Origin of the sequence: Bdellovibrio bacteriovorus (genome assembly GCF_041888015.1) — a bacterium.
Classification (GTDB): Bacteria; Bdellovibrionota; Bdellovibrionia; order Bdellovibrionales; family Bdellovibrionaceae; genus Bdellovibrio.
The window spans coordinates 1,143,719-1,157,081 of record NZ_CP168968.1; the positions used below are offsets into that span (position 1 = coordinate 1,143,719).

General features: G+C 47.0%; 10 protein-coding genes. 7 read left to right on the forward strand and 3 right to left on the reverse strand.

The window, feature by feature from the left end; translation table 11 throughout:
* Window positions 1-28: 28 nt before the first annotated feature.
* The 4 genes from ACES2G_RS05570 (at window position 29) to ACES2G_RS05585 (ending at window position 7,297) form a co-directional block, all read left to right on the forward strand.
* Complete coding sequence (locus ACES2G_RS05570; RefSeq protein WP_347358098.1) at window positions 29-3,961, forward strand: RHS repeat-associated core domain-containing protein; 3,933 nt, start codon at window positions 29-31, stop codon at window positions 3,959-3,961.
* A 116-nt stretch (window positions 3,962-4,077) separates the two neighbouring features.
* Window positions 4,078-5,052 carry a PQQ-binding-like beta-propeller repeat protein gene (locus ACES2G_RS05575; protein ID WP_347358097.1) on the forward strand — a complete coding sequence of 325 codons (975 nt, stop codon included), beginning with the start codon at window positions 4,078-4,080 and terminating at the stop codon, window positions 5,050-5,052.
* Window positions 5,053-5,156: 104 nt separating this feature from the next.
* Window positions 5,157-5,756 (forward strand): hypothetical protein, encoded by a 600-nt coding sequence (locus tag ACES2G_RS05580; protein WP_347358096.1) that lies wholly within the window; start codon window positions 5,157-5,159, stop codon window positions 5,754-5,756.
* Window positions 5,757-5,959: 203 nt separating this feature from the next.
* On the forward strand, window positions 5,960-7,297 hold the full coding sequence (locus ACES2G_RS05585) for an MFS transporter (RefSeq protein ID WP_347358095.1): 1,338 nt from the start codon (window positions 5,960-5,962) through the stop codon (window positions 7,295-7,297).
* Between the two features lie 96 nt (window positions 7,298-7,393).
* On the opposite strand, the gene ACES2G_RS05590 is transcribed toward ACES2G_RS05585, so the two are convergent.
* The gene (locus ACES2G_RS05590; RefSeq protein ID WP_347358094.1) at window positions 7,394-7,645 is read right to left on the reverse strand and encodes a BrnA antitoxin family protein; all 252 of its coding nucleotides are present in this window, start codon (window positions 7,643-7,645) and stop codon (window positions 7,394-7,396) included.
* A complete protein-coding gene (locus ACES2G_RS05595; protein ID WP_347358093.1) occupies window positions 7,629-7,988 on the reverse strand; it encodes a BrnT family toxin in 360 nt (119 codons plus the stop codon). Before ACES2G_RS05595 ends, ACES2G_RS05590 begins: the two co-directional genes overlap by 17 nt.
* Before the next feature lie 350 nt (window positions 7,989-8,338).
* Between ACES2G_RS05595 and dnaJ the strand changes: the two genes are divergently transcribed.
* The 3 genes from dnaJ to ACES2G_RS05610 all read left to right on the forward strand — a co-directional run bounded on the left by dnaJ (window position 8,339) and on the right by ACES2G_RS05610 (window position 12,355).
* A complete protein-coding gene (dnaJ, locus tag ACES2G_RS05600; RefSeq protein ID WP_374001524.1) occupies window positions 8,339-9,460 on the forward strand; it encodes a molecular chaperone DnaJ in 1,122 nt (373 codons plus the stop codon).
* A 293-nt stretch (window positions 9,461-9,753) separates the two neighbouring features.
* Window positions 9,754-11,664 (forward strand): molecular chaperone DnaK, encoded by a 1,911-nt coding sequence (dnaK, locus tag ACES2G_RS05605; protein WP_374001525.1) that lies wholly within the window; start codon window positions 9,754-9,756, stop codon window positions 11,662-11,664.
* A gap of 94 nt (window positions 11,665-11,758) precedes the next feature.
* Window positions 11,759-12,355, forward strand: a complete 597-nt coding sequence (locus ACES2G_RS05610) for a Crp/Fnr family transcriptional regulator (RefSeq protein ID WP_347358436.1) — start codon at window positions 11,759-11,761, stop codon at window positions 12,353-12,355.
* Here ACES2G_RS05610 and ACES2G_RS05615 read toward each other — a convergent pair.
* Window positions 12,341-13,198 carry an MBL fold metallo-hydrolase gene (locus tag ACES2G_RS05615; protein WP_347358435.1) on the reverse strand — a complete coding sequence of 286 codons (858 nt, stop codon included), beginning with the start codon at window positions 13,196-13,198 and terminating at the stop codon, window positions 12,341-12,343. The genes ACES2G_RS05610 and ACES2G_RS05615 overlap by 15 nt on opposite strands.
* Window positions 13,199-13,363: the final 165 nt, after the last annotated feature.

The following is a 13,363-nucleotide window of genomic DNA, read 5'->3' on the forward strand; positions in this document are numbered from 1 at the left end:
GCCTTTTGTTTGATTCTTAAACAAACATTTGGCTAGTTTATTTCTTGGAAGGTTAAGAGATATTGTAAGTTGTTCTGATAAAAACAATAATTTGTTTTTATCAGAAGGGCTTTTCATGGGAGTGCTTTTCATCTTTTCATTTCTATTAATCGTTTTCTCAGGTCCTGCATTTGCGCAAACCTGCGAAGAGACTAGAGCACAGCAACTTAGTGCCTATACCCAAGATTGTGGTCCATCAGCTTGCGAATACTATCCATATGAGACTCTATGTCGAAGCTTTAAGCCTTTGATTGTAAAGGCAATTCAGCATAGCAATGGAATCGACACTGGTTTGCATCTGACATGTGCATATACAGAGACCTTAGACAAATTTTATCCCGATTCTCCTCCAATGCATTTTTCCACCGACGTGGAGTCATTTCTTGGAATCGCTTACGATTGCCAGAAAAGACAGGTTTACCCACAATCTGCCGGTAGGGGCGTCGGAACAGGATCGGGGGCGGGTGCTGGGGGGCCTCCAGGGGGATGTTCAGTTGCTGGGTCGATTGTCTATGTTGAAGATGGAGTGCTGACGGAGGAGGTTGCGTTGGTAGGGGGACAATCTCTAATCTATCACTCCGGCTTTCAAAGTGGAAAGGTTAGCGATTTTAAGTTGGAACTGGTGCTTTCTGGTAACACTGTTCGTGACTACATCACATCATTTTCGATTGAAAATAGACGGAATGGAGTGCTTGTCGATAGTGCATCTTTCTCAAACACAAGTCCCAATCAAAGTTATATTTACAATTGGGATGGTTTGGATTCATTGAGTGTAAACAAAGCTCTTTCTGCTGCTTTTGAAATAAAGTTTACAGAAGTTTCACCGTCTGGAAGTTTTGCGGCTACTCTTCAGAAAACGCTAAGTCATTTGGATGCACACTCTTTTGGCTTAGGTGGGTGGCTACCGAAATCATTGAGAATATATGATCCGGGAGCGAAGTATTTATTTGTCCCTATGGGAGGGGCTACTGCCGTGGAGGCGAAAACGTATGGTGTGGGGCAATTGTATATTGCAGATGCAGATGGAAAAGAAGTTTATATTTTTGATGCGACTGGGCGGCATCTCTATACCAAAACAGGTCTGACTGGTACCAATACGTATGCTTTTAATTATGACTCTTTGGGAAGATTGACGTCCATTGATGAGCCATTTGGCAAAACAACGTATTTCAATCGCAATTTTTCTGGTCAGCTGGTTTCGATAACATCCCCGAATGGTCAGAGCACTCTTGTAAGCCTAGATACAAATGGCTATATCAGCTCATTGATTAATCCTAACAGCGAGACCTATTCCATGACCTATTATGGAGCTGGTGGTCTGATGCATACTTTTCAAAAGCCTAATGGGGAGGTGAGCACCTTTGAATATGATAGCAATGGTTTGGTAGTTAAGGATACTCATTCGGGCGGTTACTTCTTCGAGTTGGTGCGGAATCTGAATCCTAGCTATACCTTTGACGTCAATATCGTGACGTCTGAGGGGAGATCCTCTCAAGTGCTTGCCACGAGATCCGATGCAGGTCATTTTTCTAGAACCTCAACGTCTTCATCGGGAGTGGTTGGTTCTGTTTCCTATTCGGAGTCCGGGGGGTATAGTCGTAACGACACACTTTACGGTGTCAATCGATCAGTCTCGTCCGTGGACGACCAGCGTTTTGGAGAGATGGTAAAGTTTCCTCAAGTTATTAGTTCATCCTTTAATGGTGGGGGCTATAGATCTTTGGATGTTGCCCAAAATGTCACGTTATCGGATCCAGCCGATCCCTTCTCCATTACCTCCTGGCAGGAAACCCGACAGCTTTCTGGTGAAAACACCAAGCTAACGACCGTCTTTGATCCCCTTGCCAAAAAGTTTACCGCAACGACTTTTCTTGGGAAGGTCTCTGAATGGACAATTGATAACTACGAGCGCACGATTTCAACCAAGCAAGGCAATTTAGAACAAGTAAACTTGGGCTATACGAATGAGCACCTTACTTCAGTGACTCAAGGAACTCGAGTGACGTCACTGGCTTATAATAGCTTGGGGTTGTTGGAAACAATCACGAACCCACTAAGTGAGGCCACATCTTATGTGTATGACTCTGCGAACAGAGTGGCTTCCAAAGTATTGCCTGACAGCCGTGTTGTTGGGTTCTCCTATGATGGAGTGGGGAACTTAACGGGAGTCACGCCTCCAGGTCGCCCTCTTCATAGCTTTTCTTTAAATGGGCATGGGTTGGTAGGGGCTTATGTGCCTCCGGCATTAACTGGAGTGTCGGTTGTTAATACAACTTATTTCTACAATCTGGACAAGCAAATGACTGCAGTTGTTCGTCCGGATGGTGGTTTCATTAATTATAATTATAATGCGACGACGGGGGTTCTGGAAAACTACGAAACTCCAGAGGGATTCTATACTCAGTACATGGACACGGTCGTGGGGCTGCCGAACCATATGGAAACTCCGGCCGGAGTTTCCACGCAAATTGGCTATATGGCGAGAAGTCCGGTATCTTTCACAAACAGTGTGGCCGGAAATTCTGCTGGAAGTTATGCGCCTACCTTTGGCACATCGAACCGAATGGAATCCGATACCGTGACCGGACCGACGGGCACGACATCAGCGATCTCCTATCTATATAATGATGACGAGGATCTGAAAAAAGCAGGTGACGTTAATATCTCGTACAACGTACCGAATGGTCAGTTGACGGGAACTTCAATGGGGTCTGGCTCTACGGGCTTTACTGATGCCTACACTTATAACACGTTCGGCGAGGTTACTGGCTATCAAGCCAAAAGAGGCACGGCTGTTATCTATGATCTTACTTTAAGTCGTGATGGCATGGGACGTATCAACGGCAAGACGCAGATTATGAACTCTGTCACGGATGACTATGACTATACTTTCGATAGTACGGGCCGGTTGACACAGGTTCAAAAGAATTCGGTTGTTAGCGTAAACTACAGCTATGATTCCAACAGCAATAGAACTGGAGGTAGCGTTGGCTCGCAACCGACAACAGCGACTTACGATGATCAAGATCGGCTGCTGACTTACAACACGTATTCATTCACTTATAATGCGAATGGGGATCTGCAATCAAAAACCAATAGTGTCACCAGTGCGACGACTCAATACAGTTATGACGTCTTCGGTAATTTGCGACAAGTGACTTTGCCGACGGGGACTGTGATCGACTATGAAGTTGATGCTTTGAATAGACGTATCGGTAAAAGGGTCAATGGCGTTTTGCAAAAACGTTGGATCTATATGGATCAGTATCGTATCGCTGCTGAAGCAAATGGCGCAGGTGCAATAACAAAGCGCTTTGTCTATGGATCTAAAACGAATATTCCCGATTATATGATCGCTTCCGGAGTGAAATACAGGATCATTTCAGATCACCTCGGCTCACCGCGGTTGGTAGTCAAGCAATCCGACGGTACAGTAATCCAAAGAATGGACCACGATGAGTTCGGTAGAGTTATTACGGATACAAATCCGGGATATTTACCTTTTGGATTTGCAGGCGGACTATATGACCATCAAACAAGTCTGGTAAGATTCGGCGCAAGGGATTATGATCCTGAAGTAGGACGCTGGACTTCTAAAGATCCGATTAGATTTGAAGGTGAGGATACGAATCTATTTGGATATGTCTTGAATGACCCGGTTAATTGGGTGGATACTGAGGGATTAAAGCCTAGCAGTGGTGCCGTTACGGCGAATCCTACATGGCCTGCTGGTGGTGGTATTGCGGTCGGAGTTGCTATCGAAGTATGTTCTCCGAAGCCAGCAAAAAAGAAGGAAAATTGTCAAAAGGTTTTTGACGATACCCTTTCTAGTTGCCTTGCTAAGGGAGATAAACCCGCAAAATGTGTAAGTGAGGCGGGAACAGCATATCGGGCCTGTGTTGAAAGAGCCAATGCAAATTGAGGTGAGGTCCTTTGAGGAAGATATATTTTGATAAAGCGATTTTATGGCAAGGACCAGAAACTATATCTTTCTCGCCAGGATTACCCTCCCTGTCTAGGAGGTCGAACCCACTCCTCGTGGGCAGTCAGTTGATTGTCAGTAGCTTTAAATCCAAGGCGATTTTTTCTCTGGATAAACAGAACGGAAGGATGCTTTGGAAATATGAGCTTGCCGAATATGGGGGGTATTCCCCGAGTGCAGATGAACAACGGGTTTATGCGAGTACTGCCAGTCGAGTAATCTGCTTAGAAATAGGTACTGGTAAGAAGATTTGGTCGTATGAACCTTATAAACGTAGGCAGGCGTCCTTTTATTCGGATGCGATTCTTGCTGGGGACAGAATTCTGATCTCAGATAGATATGGCTACTTGCATTGTCTGCATGCGAAGACCGGTAAGATAATCTGGAAGAGTTTTCTTAGCACGAAAGGGCCTTTCGCACTTAATGCGACTGTAACTATAGCGAAGGATAAGGTGTATGTCATTTCAACGGGAGGAGAGCTTAGCTGTGTTGATATTGCCAATGGCAAGCCACTTTGGGTGATTTATCTGGATGAAGGTGGAATACGGCCTCCAATTGTGCAGGAGAAAAAGATCTATCTACAAGGAAGTAGGGGATTATTCATTGTAGATATGCAGGACCTTTTGAGAGTGAAGAAAGTCTCCTTTGAAGAAATTATGGATATTTGTATTAGCGGAGATGTTGTTTATGCGTTGGAGCGTCGCCGTAGGCAGGAAAGTTCTTCGGAAGTTTATAGAATTCTATCTGTGGAACCTAATAACAAGGTAAGTTTGGTGGTGAGCACAAAGTACAATATGTCCGATTTCGCTCATGTTGATGATGGGGAACATATTGCTATTCTTGGTGCTGATAGAATTTCTTTTCTTAATGTCGTTACCAGAAAGATAGATATGCAGGTGATCGATGGAGTATTTAGCTCGATGCCTTTTGTCGATAGAAATTATATCTATACCGTCGGCATGATGAACGAGGCTATTTGTTTGCAAATCCCAAGTAGTGATTCGAGTGAAGCAGCGGCAGAAAGATATTGAGCTTTGTGGTCAAATCTCGCCGGAGTACCCCAAATATGGAAAATGTATGGAACGGGCAATGCAGAGGTATATTAAATGCTTAACTGGAAATTAGAGGGGGGCAAGTGAAGCTCTTTCAGACGGTGTTTGAAAAGATGCCAGTAATATATCTCTATTCTTGTCAGGAGGAGGGCTATGGAGGTTCGTCCTTAGATAGAGCTCCTTTTGATGATTTGCCAGAGATATGTAAAAAAATGTTAGGACCTTTATTTGAGGGGTTTAGTTTGATTTTGTGGGACCGCATTGGCAATACGGATTCTGAAAGAAAGACCGCAGTATATGATGTTGCTGACGATATCTTAGATGGGGTTCAGGATCAGCGGATTGCCCTGGTAGATTTAGTGGTCACAAAGGACTTAGTAAGTAGTGATGACTTGATATTCGAAGTTGCTACCCTGGAGGGAGAGGATTTAGTTGAGATAGTTGCGGATACGCTTCGAATGACATTGTCTTTGAAGATTCGGGCTGAGAATGGCTCGGCGGGCGACAGATTTTTTAGTCAGTTTGAGTGTGATCGATTTGTTCCCTTCCGGCTGAAAGTAAATGAAAGAGTTTTTTCATATGGACCCGTAGTGGGCGTCCCGGAAGAGCATCTTAGTCTACAGGTTTTTCGCATGCTTACGCCGATGTTATCAGGGATACTCAAGTCCAATAATGTTGAATAGCTGGTGTGGTGTGATCAATGCGCGCCACCGCGAGGCCGGAAAACTTAGAGCTGGCTAGGCGTCTTCAGGATAAAATCGAATCCATGAGGAAAAATCACTAAACCACCGCGGCAAAAGCATGATTCCGGTCATATGTTTTTGCCTTTAGTTCTGGCAATTTGTCCCTTGGATTGGCTCAAGTATCCATTACCAAAGGATTTTCAATGCAGCACCCGTACCCCCAAGGCTTTCGCAAAAGAAGAACGCTGAATTGGTTAACTTTGGGTTTGATGTACAGCGCCTATTATATCGCCCGTTACAATTTCAGGGCGGCAACCCCTTTTTTGGTTGAAGAGTTCCAGTTTACGAAGTCAGACATCTCAGCCCTGTGGGCGGCTTTTAGTTTTGCCTACGGGACAGGTCAGTTGATTAACGGCCTGTTTACAGACCGAATCGGCGGGAAGAATGCCATGCTGATCGGGGGCGTTGGTACTGTTATCGTCAACTTGATCTGTGGGTTCAGCCCGATTGTTTCATCCTTTACCACATTCAGCAGTATCCTGTTGTTGAACGGCTACTTCCAGTCCTGGGGTGCTCCCGGAATGATTAAAATCAATGCTGCCTGGTTCAAACGCTCTGAACGCGGTGTCTTCGCTGGGGTTTTTGGTTTTATGGTGCAGTTAGGCCAGATTGTTTCGGCCCATCTGTCGCCCTTTTTGCTGGCGGGATTTGCGATTGGAGCTTTCGTGGTAGCGGAAAACAGCTGGCAGTGGCTGTTCCGCGTTCCGCCTCTTGTCGTGGGAATCATGATGATCCTTACAGCTCTTCTGGTAAAAGAATCGCCAGAGCTTGCGGGTTACGACCCCGAAGTCATCGTGGATGAGGTGGACGACACCAACGGAGTCAGAGTCCCGTTGAAAGAAAGCTTCAAGACCATCTTCAATCATCCATTGATCTGGTTTTATGCCATGGCCTATGCCTGTACCGGGGCCGCTCGCCACAGCGTGGATCAGTTGGCGACTTTGTTCTTTGTGGAAAAATTGGCCGTCGATCCAAAAGGCGATGGCACACTAAAGTGGATCTTCACCCTGATGCCGTTTGTGGGAGTCCTGGGCTCGTTCGGCGCAGGCTGGGTTTCCGATAAAATGTTTTCCGGTCATCGCGGTCCGGTGGCCTCAAAGCTCTACTTCTCGGCAGCAGGGGTTATGATTATTGGCGCTGTTCTGATGCACTGGTTTTCAGGGTCTCTTGTGCTGAGTGGTTTTATTCTGCTCATGATTGCTTTGCCGGTGAATGCCACTCACTCGATCATCGGTTCTGCCGCCCCTATGGACATTGGTGGCAAGAAGATGGCGGGCTTTGCCGCGGGCGTGATTGATTCTTTCCAGTACTATGGAGCCGCGATCGCCATGCCTTTTGTCGGCAGTATGATTGACTGGTATGGCTGGGATGCGTGGTTGCCATCGATGGCGATTTTCTGCGGCTTTGGCGGGTTGGCGATGGTTAAGCTTTCTGCTGTCAAAACTAAACTTAGAAAGTTGGGCTTGAAAACCACCGGCTAGGACGACTTGCCTGGGAGGTGGGGGCACCCCACCTTAACTTTGGCAAGTTTTTGGTCCAATATGTGCCAGCGAATATATGACAGTTTTTTATGAGCTCTACAAAGCCTTCTTAAAAACCGCCTTTTCAATAGCGGAAAGTCGACTTTCAATGGAAGGCTTGCTCATGGCATCGCGCAGATACTTATTCAGCAAGGTTTGATACGGCAAGTGCTGTTTGTCGGCCTCCGCTTGAAGCCATAGAAAAATATCAGCGTCGATTCTTACGCTGGTTTGAACTTTAGCTTCCTTGGGATTCAGTGCAGCCTTTTTTCTTACTTTGCCTTTTGAAAAATCATATTCTTTCTTCATAAACTTTAGCCTCGTTTTTGGTCGCTTTGCGCGCCGATATAATTCTTATTTCATCTTCGTCTCTGTAGGCATAGACCACAGTGAGCAGCCGCGTGCGAATTGAGAATCCGATCACGATAAATCTTTGCTCATTGTGTCTTAAATCCTCAAGCTCAATGGTGTCGGTGGCAAAAAGAACGGTGGAAGCTTCGTCAAAGGAAATGCCATGTTTTTTGAGGTTCGTTGCCGCTTTTCTTTCATCCCATCGAACGACTACGCCTACATTGTAATACATTGTATTTTTTATTTCAAGGGAGTTTAGGGGCCCCAGATTGCGGGGATAGGATTTGCGCTTATTTTGCACTTCAAGCCTCATTGGAAGGATTTGAAGGCGGACTTGCAAAAAAGCGTTTAGCCAAACAAGGGATCTCGGTGGGCTAGAGAAGTTGATGAGGGCGCCCTGCGGACACCCCTCTAGACGCCCCGCGCACCCGAAAATTCCACTGTCAGCCCGCGAGGAGACGGCACAGGCCGTTGCTCGCAAGTTCCGCAGCCGCAGGCGAGGACTGTCCGAAGCGGGCAGCGGCCTGTGCCGTCTCCTCGCGGGCGTGTCGCAGAAGAATTTTCGAGGAAGCCTTGACGGGCGTGGTTTTGACACCCTATTTTGTCATATTCATCACGAAAAATAGCGCACAACGTTAGGTTCCATAAACTATGGCTGGCAAAAGAGATTACTACGAAATTCTGGGCGTCGAAAAAGGCGCGGATCAGGACACAATCAAAAAAGCTTATCGCAAGCTGGCGATGCAATTCCATCCGGATAAGAACCCCGGCAATAAAGAAGCCGAAGAAAAGTTCAAGGAAGCTGCCGGAGCTTACGAAGTTTTGAGCGACACTCAAAAACGTGCGCAGTACGACCGCTTTGGCCATGACGCTTTCACTCGTGGAGGTGGCGGTGGGGCCGGAGGCTTCACGGACGTTGAAGACATCTTCTCTCACTTCGGCGATATTTTCGGGGACTTCTTTGGCGGCGGCATGGGCGGTCAGCAAAGACAGCGCCGCAACCGCAATGAGCCTCGTCGTGGTTCGGATCTGCGCTACGTTGCAGAGATCACCCTGAAGGACGTCATCACCGGTCTTGAAAAAGAAATCGAATTCGACACCGACAAAAACTGCGAAGAGTGCAAAGGCACTGGAGCTGAAAAAGGCTCTCAAGTCAGCACCTGCGGCACTTGCGGTGGGTCTGGCCAGGTTGTGCGTCAGCAGGGCTTCTTCGCTATGGCCTCGACTTGCCCGACCTGTCATGGGCAGGGCACGGTCATCAAAAATCCGTGCAAGCCGTGTAAAGGTAAAGGCCGTGTGGCCGAACACCGCAAAATCCGCCTGAACATCCCGGCAGGGGTGGACACGGGGACACGCTTGCGTGTGGCGACCGAAGGTGAGGGTGGTTACATGGGAGGTCCCCCGGGGGATCTGTACGTTGAAATCCGCGTAAAACCACACAACCACTTCGAACGTCGCGGGGATGATCTGGTGGGCGAACTTTCTGTGCCGTATGTGCAAATGCTTCTGGGTGCAGAAATCGAAGTCCCAACTGTCACGGGCAAAGCCAAGCTGGAAGTGCCAAAGGGCACTCACAATGGCGACAATGTGAAGCTGGTGGGTGAAGGTTTGCCTTCTTTAAGAGGCAATCGCCGTGGAGATATTTACTTCCATGTTGAAGTGCAGTTCCCCGAAAAATTACATAAAGACGAAGAGAAACTTTTGCGAGAAATTGCAAAGGCAAGGGGTCTGAATGTGACCTCTGAAGGTGGCTTCTTCAGCAAGAAGAAATAAGGTCCCGCAAAAAATTGCGGCCCCGGCGCAGAAGGGTTACGCCAGGGCCTAGAGGGGCTTGTATTTGTTTTGTTTTAAGAGAGGAGCGAGGTCACATCATGCCCAGAAGCAACTCTTTTAGCGAGTTAAAACCCTGTAAGATATTGAAATTATTCATTAAATAATTGTCATAAAAAAGTGAGCCCGCCGCCTTGACGAACTCAAAGGCGGACCCACATTAGAAATGTCTGAATTGGATAGTATTTTTAGCTGGTTGAGCAGATTCTCAGGCAGCTGTTTTAAGGAGATAAGGTATGGGTAAAATTATTGGTATCGACTTAGGAACGACGAACTCGTGCGTCGCGATTATGGAGGGCGGTGAGCCTAAAGTTCTCGTGAACGAAGAGGGCGCTCGTACCACTCCTTCCGTTGTCGCATACACCAAAGATGGTGACCGTTTGGTGGGTCAAATTGCCAAACGTCAGGCTGTGACGAATCCGGAGAACACAATCTATTCTGCGAAACGTTTCATCGGTCGCAGATTTGAAGAGATTCAAGAAGAAATCAAACTTGTTCCTTACACTGTGGTTGCTAAAGGCAATGACTGTGCTTTCAAGGTTCAGGGTAAAAACGTTTCTCCGGAAGAAATTGGTGCGGCAGTTTTGGCTAAACTTAAAAAAGTCGCAGAAGACTATTTGGGTGAGCCGGTAACAGAAGCGGTTGTAACCGTTCCTGCTTATTTCAACGATGCGCAAAGACAGGCGACAAAAGACTCTGGTCGTATCGCCGGTTTGGAAATCAAACGTATCATCAATGAGCCGACAGCGGCGGCATTGGCCTACGGTTTGGATAAGAAAAAAGACGAAAAAATCGTTATCTATGACTTCGGTGGTGGTACGTTCGACGTTTCCATTCTTGAAGTGGGTGACGGTGTTGTCGAAGTTCGTGCAACCAACGGTGACACACACCTGGGTGGTGACAACTTCGATACAGTGATCTTGGAATGGTTGATCTCTGAATTCAAAAAAGATCAAGCTATCGATCTTAAGAATGACAAAATGGCGTTGCAACGTCTGAAAGAAGCTGCAGAAAAAGCGAAGATCGAGCTTTCTTCCGCTCAGGAAACCGAGATCAATCTTCCGTTCATCACAGCCGATCAGTCTGGTCCTAAACACTTGCAGACAAAATTGTCTCGCGCGAAGTTTGATCAGATGACAGAAGACCTTGTAAGACGTTCTATGGAACCTTGTAAGAAAGCTTTGGCGGACTCTGGTCTGAAAGCTTCTGAAATCGACGAAGTTGTCTTGGTCGGTGGTTCCACTCGTATTCCGGCGATCCAAAAAGCTGTTAAAGACTTCTTCGGTAAAGAACCTAACCGTTCTGTGAATCCGGATGAAGTTGTGGCAGTGGGTGCTGCGGTTCAAGGGGGCGTTCTTGCTGGTGACGTGAAAGACGTTCTTCTGTTGGACGTAACTCCACTAAGCCTTGGTATCGAGACTTTGGGTGGCGTGATGACGACATTGATCGAAAGAAACACGGCGATTCCTACCAAGAAATCCCAGGTGTTCTCGACAGCAGCCGACAATCAGCCAGCAGTTGACATCCACGTTCTTCAAGGTGAGCGTAAAATGGCTGGCGACAATAAAACATTGGGTCGCTTCGAGTTGGTAGGTATTCCACCAGCTCCGCGTGGAGTGCCTCAAGTAGAGGTGACATTCGATATCGACGCCAATGGTATCTTGCACGTATATGCGAAAGACATGTCTTCTGGTAAGACTCAGCAGATCAAGATCACGGCACAGTCGGGTCTTTCTGAAGAAGAGATCAAACGCGCAGTGAACGATGCTGAAGGCCACGCGGAAGAAGATAAACGTAAAGCAGAAGCTGCAACGCAAAGAAACAATCTGGATAACTTGGTTTACCAGACTGAAAAATTGATCAAAGATTCCGGTGCTCAGTTGCCGGAAGCTGAAGTCAAATCTGCGAATGAAGCTCTTGCTGACGCGAAAAAGATCCTTGAAAACAAATCCGCTTCTGGCGATGAGTTGAAAGGTGCTTTCGAAAGACTTCAAAACCTGACGCACAAACTGACTTCTGATCTTTACAAGAAGCAAGGTGCGCAACCAGGTGCTGAAGGTCAACAAGCGGACCAAGCAGAAGGTGACGCCTCTGCCAACAAAGGCGGCGACGATGTGATCGACGCTGACTACAAAGACGTCAACTAATTGCTGAATTCCTGAACGAGTTCCAAAAGCCGGGCTGATATTTCAGCCCGGCTTTTTTTATGCCTTCTTGCGGGTTTTGTGATCTAATGCGCTTATGGAATTCAAGGATCTTTTCGTTCAGGCTAAAGGAAAGAAATTCAAACGTGGTGACATTATCTACCGCGCTGGTGAAACACCCCGGAATATCTATTTCGTTGAATCCGGTCTGGTCGGGCTGGGACTTTGGGGTGAATCTGGCAAAGATCATCTGGTGCGACTTTTCCGCGAAGGCCAGATTTTCGGCCATCGCAGCTTGTTTGCCAATGAAACTTATCATGCCACGGCGACGGTGATTGATGAGGCAGAAGTCCGTATCATGAACAAGGCCGAAATACGCGAACAGATGAAGGGCAACTGTGATCTGGCGGAAAAGCTTCTGGAAACTCTGGCCAAAGAACTTCGTCAGGCCGAAGCAAAGCAGTTGGTACTCAGTGAAAAGGATGCTCCTGCGCGTATTGCCGAGGCCGTGGTTTACTTAAAAGAGCTGCATCCGGATTATGATTGGACTCGTCAGGAAATTGCGGATTTTTGTGGTACTACGACGCCAACCGTGATTCGCACTTTGGCCAGATTTGTGGAAGACGGCCTTTTAGAGCAAAAAGGCCGTGAGATTATTATTCTGGATAAAGAGCGTCTGTTATCTCAAGGGTAGTTTGAGATAGCGAGTACCGTTATTTTCAGGTTGTGGCAGATGTCCTGCACGAATGTTGACCTGGATGCTAGGAAGTAGCAATTTCGGGGCTGCCAAGGTCTTGTCCCGCTCAGTGCGGAACTTGATAAATTCTTCTTTGCTGGTGTGGCCCTTTAATTGAATATTCTGTGTTTTTTGTTCTGCTACGGTCGTTTGATACTGCAAGGCACGCCCATTGGGCTGATAGTCATGGCCGACAAAAATACGAACTTTTTCTGGCAACACATAGATGCGATTCATGACCGAGTCATACAAGTTTTCCGCACTTCCGGCAGGGAAGTCGCAGCGACCCGTGCCCGAATCAGGCATAAAGATGGCATCCCCGGTAAACAGAGCATCTTCAATCAAATAGGAAGCGCAAGCAGGCGTGTGGCCTGGGGTGAAGATAGTTTTGATTTTTAAAGATCCTGCTTGAAGCTCTTGCCCATCTTTCAGCAACAAATCAAAGTCCTGCCCATTGGTGTGCAGATCTTCCAGATTGAAGACGCCTTTGAAAACTTTTTGAACCTCGGTGATACGCTCGCCAATCGCAACTTTGATATCAGGGAAAAAATTTTTAAAAAGCTGTGAGCTGGACAGATGATCCGCATGGGCATGAGTTTCCATCACATAGTGGGGGCGCAAATTATTTTCTTTTAGATAGGCCACCACCGGGTCCATGGACTTAGTCGCCATCTTGCCAGAGGCCGGATCATAGTCCCAAACCGGATCAATCACTACCGCATCCTGAGTGTTTTTATCAAACACCACGTAGGTCAATGTGGATGTGGCAGGGTCGAAGAAGTGTTGTATTTGCAGGTTCATTAAGGTCCTCCTGGTCTGAGATCCGAAGTTAGTTTCAGCTTAATACACTTCCCTCGGACTGGTTATGCTCGTGGACATATAAAAAAGACTCTTCTTTATGTCCGTGGGCATAACCCCCAGATGGAGGATAACTGTAGCTTAAGGTCAAGTGAAGTCAAATAAGCG